This is a genomic window from Paraburkholderia sp. UCT31 (assembly GCF_014397655.1).
Classification (GTDB): domain Bacteria; phylum Pseudomonadota; class Gammaproteobacteria; order Burkholderiales; family Burkholderiaceae; genus Paraburkholderia; species Paraburkholderia tuberum.
On the sequence record NZ_VZQP01000008.1, the window covers coordinates 40683 to 58239 of the forward strand.

Sequence of the window (17557 nt, forward strand, 5' to 3'; positions counted from 1 at the left end):
GCGGATAAGGGCGGAGAAACGGGGGTATTTCGACGGATGAGCGGACGGCTCGCGCGTTTGTCACGCAAGCCGTCCGGCATTGGATCGACGTGCGGCTTCAGTAGCCGACGAAGGGGGAGGGACCGCCGCTCGCGGTCTGATCGAGGTGGTAGTACACGTAGCGGCCGAAGAAGAACGGCAGACCGAGGTCGAAGCTGGCGCTGCCGCCGATCTGGCCGGCGAGAGTGTTGAACGCGTAGTTGCCGCCGTTGGCGAACAGCGTCTGCGCGTTCACGATGCCGATGCTCGCGACCGCCGACACGTTGTTCTTCCCGACCAGCGTGACCGTGCGGGTCTGCGCCGACGACGGGCAATAGAAGCCCGCGAACTGGCTGCCGCACAGCGTGAGCGTGCTATCGGCGAAGAAATAGGCGTTCGAGCCGGAATCGAGGAACGCCTGGACGGTCGTGCCGTTGAAGGTGCTGTTGTTGAGGTCGCCGTATGGGTCGGTCGTGAACACCTGCGCAGCGGCAAGCGGGTTGTTCCCCTGCGTGCCGATGCCGAACACCAGCGTGCCGGTCGCCGACGCCTGCCCGGTGTTCGACACCGGTGCCATCTGTACGATCACGCCGTTGTTGTCGAGCGGGAAGTTCGCGACCGGATTGGCGATCTGTTGCGGAATCGGCACCGCGGTGCGCGTGCACGACGTGCCGTTCGGACAGGCGAAGTAGTTGCTGTAGGTCGCCGCGGTCGTCGTGTTCGCGCAGGTTGCGCCGCAATCGGTCGGCGCGGTGCCGATGCCGAGGATGCCGTTCGCGCCCAGATCGGCGGCCGTGTTTTCGGCCGGGCCGCTGCCGCAGCCGCTTGGTACCGTGCTCGCGGCCTTGTCGCCGATGATCTGCAGCGGGATGCTGCCGGTCGTCGTTTCGCCGCCGAGCGTCACGATCGCGGTACGCACCGAGCCCCACGTGTAACCGTCCGCGAACGTCGCGCACTCGGCGAGCTGCGCGCCGTTGCTGCCGATCGTGCTGACCGGCAGCGCGCCGAGCAGCGTCGAATTGAGCACTGAACTGACCACGCGCAGGCCAAACGAGCCGGTGTCGACCTGGACGTTGTTGATCGTCTGGCAGTTGCTGGTCGAGCCCGGCGCGCAGATCGTCACGCTGACGGTCGGGATGTTGATGACACCCGAAACGCCCCGGCCGACCGTAATCGGCACCGTGTTCGACGCATTCGCGGAGATCGGCTGCTGGGTCGGGCTGGCCGGCAGCGAACCGCCGTTCAGTCCGTTCGAGGTGCTGCCGCCATTGTTGGAACTGGAGTTGTTGTCGCTACCGCCGCCTCCGCCGCAGGCGACGAGCGTCGCCGTGAGCAGCACGGCAAGCGCGGCCTGCATCCAGCTTTTGAGGTTCGCGGTCGTGAGCATGGTTCGCATCGTGGTCCTCGCCGTTACTGGATGTCGGAACCGCTGACGCCGGCCGGCAGCGCGGAGGGCAGCCACGCGACGCCGCTGAACGCGCCCATGTGGCCGCCCGAACGCACCACCAGCCCGCTCTCGTCGACGGCGACTGGCCCCCGCGCATTGCCGCGCGCGGCCCGCGCGGCCTTCACGCCGGCCACGTACTGCGGGAAATAACTGCCGAGCAGATCACTGAGATCGGGCATTTGCGGACCATGCCACGAAATGCCGAATACCGCGCCACTCGTGCTCAGGTATTCGCGCACCACGGTGCCGTTGCCGAACGTGGTCTCGCGTACCGTGTAGGAAGCGGGTATGGAAGATGTGGAAGACGCCGCGCTCGATTCAGAACGCATGACACTTTGCGATGTGCCGCTGGCGGGCTGCACCACGCGGGAGGACACCGACGCGTCGGACGGGGGGGTAAGCGGCGCGCTGCCCAGCGCCGCATGGGCGGATTGCGCGGCCGTCAGGGCCAGTAACGAACATGGCAATACGAGCGCCGTGACTCCGGCGCGACCAATACGACTCCACATGAGAAGCTCCTCCCGAGCCGCGGCACGCTTCGCCGACTGCGCGAAGCGGCCGCTTATAGGCAGATGATACGGCACCGCCGCGGCCACAACGCTGAGGGATGGCCTCACCGGGCGACTGCCCGGCGTTGCGCGGGCCGGGTGCCGTACCGCTTTGACCTCGTAGTATGCCTGCGGATTCTTTCAGCCGGCGCAAGGCGCGCCCACGCGCGCGACTTACCGACTATTACTAGCAGGATAACGTACGGAAGATGGGTAGCCGGTACTCATTGAACGCGTGATTGGCGCAAATCGCGGAGAAACCACCGGCCCGGCGCGCTTGCCGGGCCGAGTCACTTGCTCAGAAACCGAGGCTCGCGAGCAGATCGTCGACCTGCGATTGATCCTGCACCACATCCGTCTTGCCTTCCGGATTGATCTGCGGACCGTTGAGCAGATGCTCCGGGCTGCCCGTCGACGACACCTCCGCCTTGAGAGCCGCGGCGTTCGCCGCGAACTGCTCGCGCCGCTCGAGCGCGATGTTCTCGACCAGCACGCCGAGCAGCTGCTGCTCGATCAGATAGACGACGTCGGTGATCTTCTTGATCACCTGGCCGGTCAGATCCTGGAAGTCCTGCGCGAGCATGATCTCCATCAGTTGCGAGTTGGTCGCGCTGGTCGCCTCGGGCACGCCGCGCAGGAAGGTGCGCGTGTCGTTCATCAGCGCGCGCACTTTCTCGCGCTCGATCGGCGCCGCGTACCACTGCTCCCAGCGCGCGTCGAGCGTGCCCGCGTCTTTCTGCAGCTGCTCCTGGATCGGCTTCGCGATGTCGATCGCCGACAGCACGCGCTCGGCGGCCTGCTCGGTCATGTTGGCGATGTACTTCAGACGATCGCGCGCATCGGGCACGGCTTCGGCCGCGCGCTCGACGTGCTTGTCGAGCCCGAGTTCGCGCATCGAATCGCGCAGCGTGCGCGTCAGTTGTCCGATGCGGGCAAGGATGCGGTCCGACGCGAAGTCGCCGCTGTCGTTGCCCGCTTCGGCGCCAGGCGTTTGGGTCGGCGGCGTCACGTCAGCTCCCGGCTTTCGCCATTTTCTCGAGGATCTTGTTGAGCTTCTCGTCGAGCGTCGCGGCCGTGAACGGCTTGACGACGTAACCGCTCGCGCCGGCCTGCGCCGCCGCGATGATGTTTTCCTTCTTCGACTCGGCCGTCACCATCAACACCGGCAGATGCGCGAGGCTCGCGTCGGCGCGGATTTCCTTCAGCATCGCGAGACCGTCGAGGTTCGGCATGTTCCAGTCGGAGATCACGAACTCGTAGCTGCCGCTGCGCAGACGCGCGAGACCGGCCGCGCCGTCTTCCGCCTCGTCGACGTTCGAGTAGCCCAGTTCCTTCAGCAGGTTGCGGACGATCCGGCGCATCGTCGGAAAATCGTCAACCACCAGAATCTTCATTCCCTTGTCCATTTCTTTCCCTTTGCTTGATCCATGTTGCGGCGCTCGGCCGCGTCATTCCATCCGGCACGCATCATACCCGCTGAACGCGGTCACCCATCGACGACAAACGCGCCATCACGCGCCGGCTCATGTCCGGCAGCGCGGCGATTTCGTCGGCCGCGCCGAGCGCGATCGCCTCGCGCGGCATGCCGAACACGATGCAACTCGCCTCGTCCTGCGCCAGCGTGTAGGCACCGGCCTTTTTCATCTCCAGTAGCCCGACCGCGCCGTCGCGCCCCATGCCGGTCAGGATCACGCCAACGGCGTTCTTGCCCGCATGCTGCGCGGCCGAACGGAACAGTACATCGACCGACGGACGATGCCGATTCACCGGCGGGTCGTCGGACAGATGCGCAATATAGTTCGCACCGCTCCTCGCGAGCAACAGGTGCGCATGGCCCGGCGCAATGTACGCGTGCCCCGGCAGCACACGCTCGCCGTGCTCTGCTTCTTTAACGGTAATCCGGCACAAACCATTGAGGCGTTGCGCGAAAGATTTCGTAAAGCCCGGCGGCATGTGCTGCGCGATCAGCACCGCGGGCGCGTCGGGCGGCAGCGGCACCAGCACTTCGCGGATCGCTTCGGTGCCGCCCGTCGAGGCGCCGACGATAACCAGCTTCTCGGTACTCAGCAGCGGGTTGTTGAAGAGCGGCGCGGCGCCGGCCGGCGCCTGCGCGGCCTGGGTGGCCGCATGCTGCGCCGGCGCCGCCTGGCGTACGCGCGCGCGGGCTGCCGCGCGAACCTTGTCGGCGAGCTTTTCCGCGTAGTCGAGCATGCCGTCGCGAATGCCGACCTTCGGCTTGGTCACGAAATCGACCGCGCCGAGTTCGAGCGCGCGCAGCGTGATTTCGTTGCCGCGCTCGGTCAGCGACGACACCATCACGACCGGCATCGGCCGCAGACGCATCAGCTTCTCGAGAAAGTCGAGGCCGTCCATGCGCGGCATTTCGACGTCGAGCGTCAACACGTCCGGGTTGTGCTGCTTGATGAGCTCGCGCGCGACGAGCGGATCGGGTGCCGTCGCGACCACCGTCATGTCCGGCTGGCTATTGATGATTTCGGTCATCAGGCTGCGGATCAGCGCCGAATCGTCGACGCACAATACCTTGATCTTTTGCACAGCGCTCACGCCTCCTCTGTGGTTCTGGCGTTGTTGGAATGAGTCGGGCGCGGGCTCGCGCCGAACAGTTCGATTCTCGGCCGCGCGGCGGCGGCGGCCGGCTTCGCGAACAGCTCGACCCGCTTGCGCGCGGCGGCGAGCCGCTCCGCGCGTGCTTCGGCGCTTTGCAGCACGAGCGCCTGCTCGCGCTCGGCGACGCCCGCTTCCTGTTGCAAGCGCAATTTCTTCACCATCACCTGACCGGTGCGCGGCATGAACGCGACCTTGCGCGGGTGCGAGCCCTGCAGGTCCTCGGCGACGATGCGGATCTTTTCGGTGGCCAGATAGCGGCGCACGAACTCGGAGTTGCGATCGCCGATGTTCATCGTCGTCATGCCCGCGAGCACCGCGCCGCCGCCGAACACCTTGGCCTCGAAGCGCTCGCGCCGCCCGCCCGCCTTGATCAGTTCGTTGATCAGCACTTCCATCGCGTACGCGCCGTAGCGCATCGAGTCCGACGCGGCCTGCGCGACGTCGGCGCCGTCGTCGGGCAGCATGAAGTGATTCATGCCGCCGATGCCCGCGGTGCGGTCCTGGATGCAGGCCGCGACGCACGAGCCGAGCACGGTTACGAGCACCATGTCTTCGCTCGTCGTATAGAACTCGTTGGGCAACAGCTTCACGCCGGGGCGCTGGAAGTGGTTGTCGTAGTACAGGTTCGAAGCGATCGGCAGCGTGCTGCTCATGCGGCCACCCCGCTCGATTGATGCGCGTCATGCGCGTCAGGCGCGTTGGCGCGCGACGGCGCGCGAATGCCGCCCACGTCGCGGGTCAGTTCGTAGACGGTCTGGCCGCGCAGCCGGAACGCTTGCGTCACGTACGTGAAGTTTTCCGAATGGCCGGCGAACAACAGGCCGCCCGGTTTCATCAGCGGCTCGAAGCGCGTCAGCACCTGCGCCTGCGTCGGCTTGTCGAAATAGATCATCACGTTGCGGCAGAAGATCGCGTCGAACTGCGTGCGCAACTGGTAATCGCGATTGGTCAGGTTCAGTTGCTCGAAGCGCACGAGCGCGCGCACTTCGGGACGCACCTTGACCATCCCCCCATGCGCGCCCGTGCCCTTCAGGAAGAAGCGCTTCAACCGCTCGGGCGACAGGTGCTTGACCTGGTCGAACTGGTAGACGCCGGCCTCGGCCTTCGCGAGCACCTGGGTGTCGATGTCGGTCGCGAGCACCGACGCCTGGCGCGCGCCGCTGTCGCCGAGCGCTTCGATCAGCGTCATCGCGATCGAGTACGGCTCCTCGCCCGTCGATGCCGCCGAGCACCACACGGACACCGGTTGCGCACGGCGCGGCACGAACTCGGCGAGGATCGGAAAGTGATGGGCTTCGCGAAAAAACGCCGTGAGGTTGGTGGTCAGGGCATTGGTGAACGCTTCCCACTCGGCCGGATCGTTTTCCGCTTCGAGCAGATCGAGATACTGCCGGAACGTATCGATGCCGCGCGCCCGCAAGCGGCGCGCGAGGCGGCTATACGCCATGTCGCGCTTGTGGTCCGACAGCGAGATGCCCGCCCCGCGATGAATCAGCTCGCGGATGCGGGCGAAATCCGCCGCCGTAAATTCGAAATCGCGGCCCGTCTCGACGGACCTGGCCGGCTCTGTGCCGTCAGGTGCTGCCCGCGCGGGGCGTTGTGTTGCGCGCGTTGCCATCATGAAAATTCCTGTCTGCGATATGAGCCATCACGCTCGCCGCCCAGCCGGACTGCCTGGGAGGTAGGAATTGTCGTCGCGGGGTCGCGCCCTCCCGCGAGTACCATCGCCATATGGCCGGCTCGCGACACGCGTACTGTGCGTGCTTCGATGCTTCGCCCATCCGCGGGCGCGATGCCGGTTGACCACATGTCACCCTGCCGTTGCCTAAAACGTTTCCCAGTCCGCGTCCGAACTCGCCTTCGCCGTGCCCGGCGGAGCGGCGCGCGTGGGCGTGTCGGTCGTGACGCGAGCCGCGGCTGCGGCCGGCCGGGGCTTCAATACCGGTTCGACGCGTGCGGCTGCGTCGTGCTGCGTCGGGGTCGCGGCGCTCGCCGCGGTTGCCTTCGATTCCTTGCTCGCGCCCACCGGGTTCACCGGAGTCGCCGCGCTCGCCGCTTGCGGTGTAGCCCTGGCGAGCCGCGCGGGCGTCTGCGCACGCGTCGGCGGCGCGCTCCGACGCGCCGGCGTGCCGGTTACCTTCCAGCCGCCCAGCACCGCCTGCAACTGCCGCGTCTGATCTTCGAGCGACGCCGCCGCGGCCGCCGCCTGTTCGACCAGCGCCGCGTTCTGCTGCGTGACCGAATCCATCTGCACGACCGCGCGGTTGACCTGCTCGATGCCGCCCGACTGCTCTTCCGACGCCGCGCTGATCTCGCCCATGATGTCGGTCACGCGACGCACCGCCTGCACGATTTCGTCCATCGTCGTGCCCGCGCGGCCGACCAGCTCGGAGCCGCTCCTGACCTTGTCGGCCGAATCGCCGATCAGCTCCTTGATCTCCTTGGCGGCGCTCGCGCTGCGCTGCGCGAGGCTGCGCACTTCGCCCGCGACGACCGCGAAGCCGCGGCCCTGTTCGCCGGCGCGTGCGGCTTCGACCGCCGCGTTCAGCGCGAGGATGTTGGTCTGGAACGCGATGCCCTCGATCACGCCGATAATGTCGACGACCTTGTTCGAACTGGTCGCGATTTGCTGCATCGTCGTGACGACCTGGCTCACCACGTCGCCGCCGCGCGTCGCGATGTCCGACGCGTTGACGGCGAGCTGGCTCGCCTGGCGCGCGTTCTCGGTGTTCTGCCGCACGGTGCCGGTCAGTTGATCCATGCTCGATGCGGTTTCCTGTAGCGACGCCGCTTGCTGCTCGGTGCGCTGCGACAGATCGGTGTTGCCCATCGCGATTTCGCGCGCGCCGGTGTCGATCGATTCGGTGCCGCTGCGGACTGCGCGCACCATCGTCGCGAGGCTTTCCTGCATCCGCTTGATGCCCGCGAACAGGCGGCCGATTTCATTGTTGCTGAACACCTCGACGGGGGTGGACAGGTCGCCCCCAGCGATCCGCTCGAAGCACGCGGTCGCGTCGTTCAGCGGCTGCACGATGAGACCGCGCAGCGCGAAACGGATGCCGACCACCACCAGCAGCGCGAGCACCGTGGTCACGCCGATCAGCATGATCATCAGCGACGCGCTCGACTGCGCGCTCGTTTCCTGATCGGCCACGCTCTGCCGCAACGCCTGGATCACCGCGGCGGCGGCCGCGTCGTAGGCGATGAACATCGGGCTGATCTTCGTGTCCGCGACCGCGTGATACGCGTCGAGATTGTTCGCGTTCAACGCGGCGAATTCGACGTCGACGCCGTCGTGCATCACCGTCGTATGCTTCGCGAGCACATCGTCGAGCAAGGCCTGCTCGACGCGGTGCTTCGGCGCGTCGAGATACGCCTGCCAGCTCTGCTTGCTCTTGCCGAGCAGCTCCTGCGCGCGATCGAGCGCCTTCTTCGCCTCGTCCGCGTTACCGGCGGCCGTCAGCGTGTTGAAGCGATCGATCGCGATGCGCGAACGCAACAGATACGCCGACGCATCGTCGAGCGCATGAATCGCGACCAGTTCGCCGCGTGCGATGCGATCGAGCGAGCCGCTCGCGCGATTCAGCGCGGTCAGCCCGAGCGCGCCGACCACCACGGTCAGCGTCGCCAGAAGAATCCCCACCATCGTCAGCGACGTGCGGATCGACCACCTGCTCAGCATTTCGATGCTCCTTGTGCCTGGTTCCGTTACTGCCTGCGCTCAGACGCCGAGCGTTTCGGTCAGCGACATCTCGGAGCTGGTCATCAGCTTCTCGATGTCCATCAGGATCAGCATGCGGCCGTCGACCGTGCCGAGACCGGTCAGGTATTCGGTCGTCAGCGTCGCGCCGAATTCCGGCGCCGGCATGATCTGATCGACCGCGAGCGTCAGCACGTCCGACACGCCGTCCACGACCATGCCGACCACGCGATGCGCGACGTTCAGGATGATCACGACGGTCTGATGGTCGTACTCGACGCGGCCGAGATGGAACTTGATCCGCATGTCGACGATCGGCACGATGATGCCGCGCAGGTTGATCACGCCCTTGATGAACTCGGGCGCGTTGGCGATGCGCGTCACGTTGTCGTAGCCGCGGATTTCCTGCACCTTCAGGATGTCGATGCCGTACTCTTCCGCGCCGAGCGTGAAGACGAGGAATTCCTGACCGCCGGCGTCCGCCTGCGCGTCGCGGCGGCCATTCGTACCGCTCGCGTTTGCGACGCTCGAATTGATGGATTGGACTTCTGCCACGTTAGCCCCCAAACGGTTGGGATGAATTGAGTTGAAGTTGTGTTGCGATGTCTGTCAGTGCCGCGTTTGCTGCGTGCGTTAGGCGAGGCTCATCGCCTGCGCATGCCCATGCGCATGACGCGATTCGCGGTTCAGCGCCGCGACGTCCACGATCAGCGCGACGCTGCCGTCGCCCAGAATGGTCGCCGCGGAAATGCCGTGCACCTTGCGGTAGTTCGTTTCCAGATTCTTCACGACCACCTGCTGCTGGCCGACGAGTTCATCGATCAGCATCGCGAAGCGCCGTCCCTCGGTCTGCATGATCGTGACGATGCCCTGGGTCGGCTCCTGCTTCGCATCCGACACGTTGAACACCTCGTGCAGCGCGACGAGCGGCAGGTATTCGCCGCGCACGCGCACCACGCGCTCGCCGTTGGCGACCGTGTAAATGTCTTCGGCTCGCGGTTGCAGCGACTCCATCACGAAGTTCAGCGGCAGGATGAAGATCTCGTTGCCGACCTTCACCGACATGCCGTCGAGGATCGCGAGCGTGAGCGGCAGCACGATCCGCGTGGTGCTGCCCTTGCCCGCGTGCGACGTGATCTCGACGTGACCGCCCATCGACTGGATGTTGCGCTTCACCACGTCCATGCCGACGCCGCGGCCGGACACGTCGGTGACCTGCTCCGCGGTCGAGAAGCCCGGCAGGAAGATCAGGTTCCAGACTTCCTCGTCGCTCATCGTGTCGCTGACCTGCATGCCCTGCTTGGCCGCCTTCGCGAGAATCTTGTCGCGGCGCAGGCCCGCGCCGTCGTCGCTGACCTCGATGACGATGTTGCCGCCGTGGTGCGCCGCCGACAGCACCAGCTGACCGGTCGAATCCTTGCCCGCCGCGCGCCGCGCCTCGACGGTTTCGATGCCGTGGTCGAGACTGTTGCGCACGAGGTGCGTCAACGGGTCGATGATCCGTTCGATGAGGCTCTTGTCGAGTTCGGTCGCCTGACCGAAGGTGACGAGTTCGACCTCCTTGCCGAGTTTCGCCGCGAGATCGCGCACCAGACGCGGGAAGCGGCTGAACACGTAATCCATCGGCATCATGCGGATCGACATCACCGCTTCCTGCAGATCGCGCGCGTTGCGCTCGAGTTGCGCCATGCCGTTGAAGAGCCGGTCGTGCAGCGCCGGATCGAACGTGCTGGTGGTCTCCGCGAGCATCGCCTGCGTGATCACCAGCTCGCCGACCAGATTGATCAGCTGATCGACCTTCTCGACGCCGACGCGAATCGAGCTGCCTTCGCCGCCGGCCGCCGCGGCGGCCGGACGGGCCGCCTTGCGGTCCGGATCGGCGGACGCGGCCGAAGCCGGTTTGGCCGCCGCCTGAGCCGCCGCGGGTGCCGCTGGCGGCGGCTCGATGCTGTCCGCGTGACCGGGCGCGCTTGCGGGCGCAGCGGTGAGGGCCGCCGGGGTCGCCGATGCTGCGGACTCCGTGTGAAGGACCGGCTGCGCCTGCGCTTGCGCCGCGGGAGCGGCGGGCGCGACCTGCGCGGATTGCGCGGATTGCGCCGGTGTCGGAGCGGCAGCGTCGGGCGTTCCAGGTTCGCCCTGCTGCGCGTCGTCCACCGGCGCGGTGCCACGGCCGATCGTGATCTGACTTTCGTCGATCACGAAGCAGCACACGGCGATGATGTCGTCGGAAGATACGTCGCTCGAGAGCCACAGCGTCAGATCGCTGCCGCTCTTGACCTGCCCGACGATGTTGCCCAGGTTGCCCAGCTCTTCGGTGAGCAGTTCCTGGTCTTTCTCTCCCACGCCCCGTAGCGTAATTTTCAGATGTGGGCCGGCGCTGTCGGCCGTGCCCGCGGCTTGTCCGGTCTGTGCCGGTTCGCCGTCGATCCATTCGCCCGCCGCCTGCACCGCCTGTTCGACGACGTGCTCGGGCGGGGTGCCGCCTTGCTGCTGTACCGCGGTTGCTTGTGTTGTTGTTTGGGTTGCCGTCGCCTGCGCTGCTGCGGGCGCGGGGGCGCTCACGGCCGGCGCGGTTTCGGCGCTCGCCGCCGCTGCCGGCGCGCCGCCCATGCGGCTTTCCGCGTGCAGCTGCTCCAGCTTCGCGCAGATCGCGCGCGCCACCGCCGCATCGGGCTCGGCGCTCGCGCGATAGTCGGCGAGCTGGCCGGACAGCACGTCCTTGGTTTCGAGGAACGTGTCGATCATGTCCTTGCGCAGCACCAGCTCGTTGTTGCGCGCGCGATCGAGCAGCGACTCGAGAATGTGCGTGGTCTCGGTGAGCGCGGTGAAACCGAACGTCGCCGCGCCGCCCTTGATCGAATGCGCGGCGCGAAAGATCGCCGCGAGGTCTTCGGGGTCCGGGTGGGCCACGTCGAGATTGAGCAGCAATTGCTCCATCTGCGCGAGCAGTTCGTCCGCTTCGTCGAAGAACGTCTGATAGAACTGTGTGATGTCGAGTGTCATGCCTGGTTCACCGCGAGAGTGCCTGTCTGGCGTGAGTCGCCGTAGAGGCGCGTCGAGAGCTATCTGTACTGTGTCTAAAGGTGCTGATGACGCGGATCAAGCCGGGTCCGGTTCGGCCAGCGCCGCCACCAGCTCGGTCAGCAGGTCCGGGTCGAGCGGCTTTTCGATCCAGCCGGTCGCGCCCGCCGCGCGCGCCGCCTCTTTGAAGGGTTCGCCCGATTCCGTCGTGAGGACGAGGATGGGCGTCGCCTGATAGGCCGGATTTCCGCGCAGCGCGGTGATCAGATCGAGACCGGTCTTGCCGGGCATGTGCTGGTCGGTCAACACGAGATCGAACGCCATCGCGAGCGCGTTTTCGAGCCCTTCGTTGCCGTCCGCCGCGAGCGTGACTTCATAGCCGGCGCCCGTCAGCGTCGCGGCGAGGATCTGCCGCATCGATGCCGAATCGTCGATTGCCAGGATGTGCCTGATCATGAAAACCTCGCTGCGCTTAACACTGGGCCGCCGGGCGGTGCGCGCCGGTCGGGCGCGGGCCGCGGCCCGGCGGCCGCGGTCTGTTACTGGGCCGGCGGCGCCGCCGCCGGCAACTTCGGTGCAGCCGTCACCGGCTGCGCAAGTCTTTGCAGCAGCGGCTTCGAGCCCGCTGCGTCGTCCGACAGGGTCGTCGTCGTGGAGTCGTCGTGATCGAGCGCCTCCTCGGACTTCCTGTTCAACACGATGATGCTGATGCGACGGTTTTCCGGATCGAGCGGGTCCGCCTTGTTCAGGTTCTGCGTCGACGCGAGACCGAGCACGCGCATTACCTTCGCTTCGTCCATGCCGCCCGCGACCAGCTCGCGCCGCGATGCGTTGGCGCGGTCGGCCGACAGCTCCCAGTTGCTATAGCCCTTCTCACCGCCCGCGTACGGCACGGCGTCGGTATGGCCCTGAACGATGATGCGGTTCGGCACGTCGTTCAGCGTGTGGCCGATCTCGCGCAGGATGTCGCGCATGTACGGCTCGACGACGTCGCGTGCGGTCGCGAACATCGGCCGCTTCTGCGAGTCGACGATCTCGATGCGCAGGCCGGTCAGCGTCGAGTCGATGCGGATCTGCTGCTTGAACTGGCGCAGCACCGGGTTCGCCTCGATCGCGGCCATCAGCTTGACCTGCAGGTCGTGCAGACGCACCTGTTCCTGGCGTTCGAGCGCGCCCGTCAGCTGCTTCACGGAGTCGTCGTCGTTATGCGACGCGGTGCGCTCGGCGCGGCTGCTGCTGCCGTCGGTCGAGCGGGTCACGCCCTGCGCGTCGGTCGAGATGTCGCGACCGCCGCCCTTCAGGATGCTCGAGTCTTCGGCGCTGCGATCGCCGCCCCACAGCGTGATCTTCAACGGCTGGTTGAAGTAGTCGGCGATACCTTTCAGCTGCACGGTGGAGGCCGAACTCAGCAGCCACATCAGCAGGAAGAACGCCATCATCGCGGTCATGAAGTCCGCGTACGCGAGCTTCCACGCGCCGCCGTGATGACCGGACTTTTTCGGCGTGCTGCGCTTGACGACGATTGCGCGGTCTTTGTCCTTGCTGCTCATCGGTTCGGTTCCCGTCGCCTGCTTATTTCGCCTTGACGCGGCGCACGTGCTCTTCGAGCTCGGCGAACGACGGGCGCTCGGTCGAGAACAGCACCTTGCGGCCGAACTCGACCGCGATCGCCGGCGCGTAGCCGTTCAGGCTCGCGAGGATCGTCACCTTGATGCACTGGAACATCTTGGTCGACTCGGTCACGCGCTGCTCGGCGACGCTGGCGAGCGGCCCGATCAGCCCGTACGAAAGCAGAATGCCGAGGAACGTGCCGACGAGCGCCTGCGCGATCATTTCACCGAGCACCGCGGGCGGCTTGTCGGCCGAGGCCATCGTGTGCACGACGCCCATCACCGCGGCGACGATACCGAACGCCGGCATCGCGTCGCCGACCTTGGTCAGCGCGTGCGCGGGCGCCTCGCCTTCCTGGTGGTGCGTCTCGATCTCCTCGTCCATCAGGCTTTCGATCTCGAATGCATTCATGTTGCCGCCGACCATCAGCCGCAGGTAGTCGGTCAGGAACTCGATGATGTGCTTGTCGGCGAGGATCTTCGGGTACTGCGTGAAGATCGGGCTCTTCGACGGATCGTCGATGTCGGCTTCGAGCGTCAGCGTGCCTTCCTTGCGCGCTTTCGCGAGCAGCACGTACAGGAGCCCCATCAGCTCCATGTAGACGTCCTTGTTGTACTTCGCGCCCTTGAACAGGGTCGGAATGACGCGCAGTGTCGCCCGGATCGTCTTCATCCCGTTACCGAGAATGAATGCGCCGACTCCGGCGCCGACGATCATCAGCACCTCGACGGGTTGCAGCAGCGCGCCGAGATGGCCGCCTTCGAGCGCGTAACCGCCGAAAACGGACAACAGCGTCACGAGTGTTCCCACGAAAATCAGCACTGCCGAGCCCTCACAAAAAAGCGACGGTTACCGTCGTTAGTCAGGTTTACGGCACCGAGGCGGAAAACTTTGGGGAAAAAGACGGCGCTCGAGTCCGGTGTAAACCAGAGGCTTGCGCTGCCTCAACGCGTGCTGCTCAGACTTCGGCGGTGACGAGGGTATCGAACGTGGGGGCGGGGCAGCGGGCCTCGTGAGCTCGCGCGTCGGTCACTTGCGGCACCCCGGCCGGGACTCCGGCGACGGCGATTTGCCGCTCGGCCCGCGTTTGCGCCGCCTTCTTCGTCTTGCCCGCGCGCGACGGCGGCTGACACAGCCCGCAAACGAACCCGTGCTGCGGATCGTGCGCGTGCGCGACGAAGTGGCCGCCGCAGCGGCGGCAGGCGCTCATCTGCAGCATGCCCGAGTCGAAGAAGCGCGCGAGCGTCCAGGCGCGCGTGAGACTGAGCACCGGCTCGTCGTCGTGCAACTGCACGTGCTCGAGATACAGCCGGTAGCTCTTCACGATCGATTCGATCGCGCGGCAGCCGCCGTGACCGGCCATGAAACGGTAGATGTTGTAGAACAGCGACGAATGAAAGTTCGGCTGCCAGGTCATGAACCAGTCGGTCGAAAACGGCAGCATGCCCTTGGGCGGCGACACCCCTTTCAATTCCTTGTACAGCTTGACGAGCCGGTCGCGCGACAGGCTGGTTTCCGCCTCCAGCAATTGCAGACGCGCGCCCAGTTCGATCAGCTCGATCGCGAGGGTGATTTCCCGGACTTCGAGTACGACGCTCTTACTGGCCATCAGCCGATCTGCTCGACCGGCTGGCTCGCCATCAGGATCGCCGAATGAGCCTGCGCGATCGCGCTGGACTTGTCCTTGTCCGCGAGGGCGGTCAGCACCGCGTGATCGTCGAAGCGGAAGCGGCACAGCATCTGGTTGGACGCCGCGAGCTTGACGGTCTGCGCCAACGACAGATTGGCGAGCACGTCGGCCAGCTGGTCCGAAATACCCATGCGGAACATGCCCATCGGCTTGTCTTCGCGCAGCAGACGCTGGGCGAGCAGCAGATAGGAAAGATTGACTTCCCTGATCTCACTGAGCATATGGCTAGTCGTGCTCATGATTTCCCCCGTTCGTATGCCCGGCTGGTCAGGCCGATTTTTGCGGAAACGTTTGCTCGAACGCGCGCGCTGAATCCGCGCGAATCCGCTCGTCTCTGGTCTTGCAAGCATTGTCTCGAAAGGGGGCACAGCCGAAAATCGGAGAGACACCCCAGCTGGGTGACGGATTAATCCGTCATTTGTGTAGGAATTATTCCTACAACCCGGGTTGCGGCGAGGCACGAATTGGGCCGAATTGATGCGCGGGGCGGGACTGACGATGCGCGCTGGGAATTTATACGGCTGCGGCGTGTACCGGATGGTGAGTTTTCAGAACTTCACCGCCGCACCGTAAAACGGTGGAAAAGAATTATAAGACGTTTTCACCCGGCTGCAATCTGGCTCGGTTAGAGATCTTTCCCGGCTCATCCGACCCTCGGGTCCGCCGCTTGCTACGGTGCATTTCGCCTGTCGAGCTTGATTGAGTCGGTGGAATTACGCTTCCCGATTATGGGGACCTGTTGGCTGCTCGACCTTGCGCGGCAGCTGTAACGGTCCATGTTTCGCGCTGTAACAACATTAAGCGTTTGAAAAATAACTCGAATTACCGCGGTCGATCCCGATAATGAAGGCTAAGGGATTACCCGATAGCTATTTCGGAGCACCCTCGGGCGGGGCAAGCCGCGCCCAACCGTCCGGTTAGGCAGACGTACCACGCGCCATTCAGCCGTCGTACGAAGCCCCGGTAAGTATCAAAAATCCGCATGGGATCCGGGTCGGCGCCACAGCGCTAACTCTGATCGACACAGGAGAAAACGCATGCGAATCGCACAAGTCGCGCCGCTCTACGAAGCTGTCCCACCGAAACTCTATGGCGGCACCGAACGTGTCGTGTCGTATCTGACCGAAGCGCTGGTCGAGCTCGGCCATGACGTCACGCTGTTCGCGAGCGGCGACTCCGTCACGTCCGCCAATCTCGAGGCATGCTGGCCGCGTGCGCTGCGCCTCGATCCGACGATTCGCGATGCATTGGCGCCGCACGTGCTGATGATGGAAAAGGTCCGCAAGATCGCGCACGAGTTCGACGTGCTGCACTTCCATCTCGACTACCTGCCGTTCCCCCTGTTCACGACGATGGACACGCCGTTCGTGACCACGCTGCACGGTCGTCTCGACCTGCCGGAATTACAGCCGGTGTTCGACGCGTTCTCGCACGTGCCGGTCGTGTCGATTTCGGATTCGCAGCGTCTGCCGCTGCAGCAGGCCAACTGGCTCAACACGATCTATCACGGTCTGCCGGACCAGTTGCTGACGCCGCAGCCGCACAAGAAGCCCGAATATCTCGCGTTCCTCGGCCGCATCTGCCCGGAAAAACGCGTCGATACAGCTATCAGGATCGCCGCGCAAAGCGGTCTGCCGCTGAAGATCGCCGCCAAGGTGGACAAGGTCGACATGGAGTACTTCAAGCGCGAGATCGAGCCGCTGCTGTCGATGGCGCATGTCGAGTTCGTCGGCGAGATCAACGAGGCGCAGAAACCCGAGTTTCTGTCGGGCGCGAAGGCGCTGCTGTTCCCGATCGACTGGTCCGAGCCGTTCGGCCTCGTGATGATCGAGTCGATGGCCTGCGGCACGCCGGTTATCGCGTTCAACCGCGGCTCCGTGCCTGAGGTGATCGACCACGGCGTGACCGGCTATATCGTCGAGGACGTGCAAGGCGCGGTAGCGGCTCTGCAGCGTCTCGACGAGCTGTCGCGCATCGAAATCCGCGCCCAGTTCGAACGCCGCTTCAGTTCGAAAACGATGGCGCAGAACTATATCGACGGCTATTCCGCCTTGATTGAAACGTCGCGACGCCCGGTATTGCGCCAGGTCGCGGTCGGCTAGGCGCGCCTGAAAACGGCCGGCGCTTTTACGGCTGGCCGTTTTCGGCCCGCATTGAAGCGGCGCTGTGAACCTTCGCTTATAACGCCGCAATAGCGGCGAGTCCGGCATCGGAATCGTTTGCGCGAGCGAAAAACGAAGTCTTTTGGCTGCCGGACGCGAAAAAGCCGCCCTGTATGCGGCTTTTTTAATACAGGGATGGTTGCGCTTCCACGGTGGATTTGCGAGCGGCGAATAAGTCAAACAGCAAAGAAACCTTCAGACCGCCTTCACCCCGTCTCACATCAGGTCGGGCGGGCGTCACGCCGAGCCAATCAGAAATCGCTCGCGATTCTTGCCGACGATCCATTTGGGCGGCTTGCCGCGCCCGCTCCATGTATTGCCCGACTTCGGGTCCTGATATTTCGCCGGCAGCGGCGTCTTCTTGGGCGGCCGGCCGCGCTTGGCGGCGACCGCGAAACCGAGATCCTGCGCGGTCAGACCGTATTCGGCGATCTTTTGGCGGATGTCGGCGACGACATTGTCGATTTCCGTGCGTCGCGCTTCTTCTGCCTGTGCCTGCAATTTGGCAATCTGCGCCTTGAGGTCTGCATATTGAGACATTCGGTTCTCCCCTTTTCTAGAACTCATTCGACCGCAGACTAGCTGCAATTATAAAAATTCGCAATGGCGACTAATACCGGTTTAGCGAATTTTCCTCTGATAATTATTAAAGAGTGTGAATTGTAAAACCTGCGCTTTATCTCGCAATAGTTTATAAATTCTGTGCGGTTTGACAATCTTTGACACCCGATT

Annotated in this window: 17 protein-coding genes; 1 reads left to right on the top strand and 16 read right to left on the bottom strand. The window is 65.0% G+C overall.

All coding sequences use genetic code 11. The features are described 5' to 3' along the window. Window positions 1-97: 97 nt before the first annotated feature. From F6X40_RS08300 to flhD, 15 genes are all read right to left on the bottom strand, one after another. Entirely contained in the window at window positions 98-1414 is a 1317-nt protein-coding gene (locus tag F6X40_RS08300; protein ID WP_187627407.1) for a DUF3443 domain-containing protein, read from the bottom strand. A 14-nt stretch (window positions 1415-1428) separates the two neighbouring features. Further along, window positions 1429-1974, bottom strand: coding sequence for a DUF2844 domain-containing protein (locus F6X40_RS08305; RefSeq protein ID WP_184069771.1), 546 nt, complete (start codon window positions 1972-1974; stop codon window positions 1429-1431). A 337-nt stretch (window positions 1975-2311) separates the two neighbouring features. Beyond that, on the bottom strand, window positions 2312-3022 hold the full coding sequence (gene cheZ, locus F6X40_RS08310; RefSeq protein WP_187627408.1) for a protein phosphatase CheZ: 711 nt from the start codon (window positions 3020-3022) through the stop codon (window positions 2312-2314). Window position 3023: 1 nt separating this feature from the next. Then, window positions 3024-3419 (bottom strand): chemotaxis response regulator CheY, encoded by a 396-nt coding sequence (gene cheY, locus F6X40_RS08315; RefSeq protein WP_018418782.1) that lies wholly within the window; start codon window positions 3417-3419, stop codon window positions 3024-3026. Between the two features lie 61 nt (window positions 3420-3480). Beyond that, complete coding sequence (locus tag F6X40_RS08320; RefSeq protein ID WP_184069944.1) at window positions 3481-4569, bottom strand: chemotaxis response regulator protein-glutamate methylesterase; 1089 nt, start codon at window positions 4567-4569, stop codon at window positions 3481-3483. Between the two features lie 5 nt (window positions 4570-4574). Further along, on the bottom strand, window positions 4575-5294 hold the full coding sequence (cheD, locus tag F6X40_RS08325; protein ID WP_184069775.1) for a chemoreceptor glutamine deamidase CheD: 720 nt from the start codon (window positions 5292-5294) through the stop codon (window positions 4575-4577). Then, on the bottom strand, window positions 5291-6262 hold the full coding sequence (locus F6X40_RS08330) for a CheR family methyltransferase (RefSeq protein WP_187627409.1): 972 nt from the start codon (window positions 6260-6262) through the stop codon (window positions 5291-5293). Before F6X40_RS08330 ends, cheD begins: the two co-directional genes overlap by 4 nt. Before the next feature lie 204 nt (window positions 6263-6466). Next, window positions 6467-8323: a methyl-accepting chemotaxis protein gene (locus F6X40_RS08335; protein WP_187627410.1), complete on the bottom strand. Its 1857-nt coding sequence runs from the start codon at window positions 8321-8323 to the stop codon at window positions 6467-6469. Window positions 8324-8362: 39 nt separating this feature from the next. Continuing rightward, a complete protein-coding gene (locus F6X40_RS08340) occupies window positions 8363-8896 on the bottom strand; it encodes a chemotaxis protein CheW (RefSeq protein ID WP_090802480.1) in 534 nt (177 codons plus the stop codon). A 78-nt stretch (window positions 8897-8974) separates the two neighbouring features. After that, window positions 8975-11344, bottom strand: a complete 2370-nt coding sequence (cheA, locus tag F6X40_RS08345; RefSeq protein WP_187627411.1) for a chemotaxis protein CheA — start codon at window positions 11342-11344, stop codon at window positions 8975-8977. 96 nt (window positions 11345-11440) lie between these two features. Beyond that, window positions 11441-11818, bottom strand: coding sequence for a response regulator (locus F6X40_RS08350; RefSeq protein WP_184035000.1), 378 nt, complete (start codon window positions 11816-11818; stop codon window positions 11441-11443). Window positions 11819-11901: 83 nt separating this feature from the next. Further along, the gene (gene motB / locus F6X40_RS08355) at window positions 11902-12912 is read right to left on the bottom strand and encodes a flagellar motor protein MotB (RefSeq protein WP_187627412.1); all 1011 of its coding nucleotides are present in this window, start codon (window positions 12910-12912) and stop codon (window positions 11902-11904) included. Between the two features lie 22 nt (window positions 12913-12934). Then, a complete protein-coding gene (motA, locus tag F6X40_RS08360; RefSeq protein ID WP_090802475.1) occupies window positions 12935-13795 on the bottom strand; it encodes a flagellar motor stator protein MotA in 861 nt (286 codons plus the stop codon). Between the two features lie 136 nt (window positions 13796-13931). Continuing rightward, complete coding sequence (gene flhC / locus F6X40_RS08365; protein WP_187627413.1) at window positions 13932-14582, bottom strand: flagellar transcriptional regulator FlhC; 651 nt, start codon at window positions 14580-14582, stop codon at window positions 13932-13934. After that, window positions 14582-14902, bottom strand: a complete 321-nt coding sequence (gene flhD / locus F6X40_RS08370) for a flagellar transcriptional regulator FlhD (RefSeq protein WP_260336525.1) — start codon at window positions 14900-14902, stop codon at window positions 14582-14584. Before flhD ends, flhC begins: the two co-directional genes overlap by 1 nt. Before the next feature lie 798 nt (window positions 14903-15700). Between flhD and F6X40_RS08375 the strand changes: the two genes are divergently transcribed. Then, window positions 15701-16765, top strand: coding sequence for a glycosyltransferase family 4 protein (locus F6X40_RS08375; RefSeq protein ID WP_090802471.1), 1065 nt, complete (start codon window positions 15701-15703; stop codon window positions 16763-16765). A gap of 297 nt (window positions 16766-17062) precedes the next feature. Here the strand turns inward: F6X40_RS08375 and F6X40_RS08380 are convergent, their stop codons facing one another. Continuing rightward, a complete protein-coding gene (locus F6X40_RS08380; RefSeq protein ID WP_013090908.1) occupies window positions 17063-17365 on the bottom strand; it encodes an H-NS family nucleoid-associated regulatory protein in 303 nt (100 codons plus the stop codon). Window positions 17366-17557: the final 192 nt, after the last annotated feature.

Coding starts and splice junctions, on each gene's coding strand:
- F6X40_RS08300 (WP_187627407.1), bottom strand. CDS start 1,414: ATGCGAACCATGCTCACGACCGCGAACCTCAAAAGCTGGATGCAGGCC.
- F6X40_RS08305 (WP_184069771.1), bottom strand. CDS start 1,974: ATGTGGAGTCGTATTGGTCGCGCCGGAGTCACGGCGCTCGTATTGCCA.
- cheY (WP_018418782.1), bottom strand. CDS start 3,419: ATGGACAAGGGAATGAAGATTCTGGTGGTTGACGATTTTCCGACGATG.
- cheD (WP_184069775.1), bottom strand. CDS start 5,294: ATGAGCAGCACGCTGCCGATCGCTTCGAACCTGTACTACGACAACCAC.
- F6X40_RS08330 (WP_187627409.1), bottom strand. CDS start 6,262: ATGATGGCAACGCGCGCAACACAACGCCCCGCGCGGGCAGCACCTGAC.
- F6X40_RS08335 (WP_187627410.1), bottom strand. CDS start 8,323: ATGCTGAGCAGGTGGTCGATCCGCACGTCGCTGACGATGGTGGGGATT.
- cheA (WP_187627411.1), bottom strand. CDS start 11,344: ATGACACTCGACATCACACAGTTCTATCAGACGTTCTTCGACGAAGCG.
- F6X40_RS08350 (WP_184035000.1), bottom strand. CDS start 11,818: ATGATCAGGCACATCCTGGCAATCGACGATTCGGCATCGATGCGGCAG.
- motB (WP_187627412.1), bottom strand. CDS start 12,912: ATGAGCAGCAAGGACAAAGACCGCGCAATCGTCGTCAAGCGCAGCACG.
- flhC (WP_187627413.1), bottom strand. CDS start 14,582: ATGGCCAGTAAGAGCGTCGTACTCGAAGTCCGGGAAATCACCCTCGCG.
- flhD (WP_260336525.1), bottom strand. CDS start 14,902: ATGAGCACGACTAGCCATATGCTCAGTGAGATCAGGGAAGTCAATCTT.
- F6X40_RS08375 (WP_090802471.1), top strand. CDS start 15,701: ATGCGAATCGCACAAGTCGCGCCGCTCTACGAAGCTGTCCCACCGAAA.
- F6X40_RS08380 (WP_013090908.1), bottom strand. CDS start 17,365: ATGTCTCAATATGCAGACCTCAAGGCGCAGATTGCCAAATTGCAGGCA.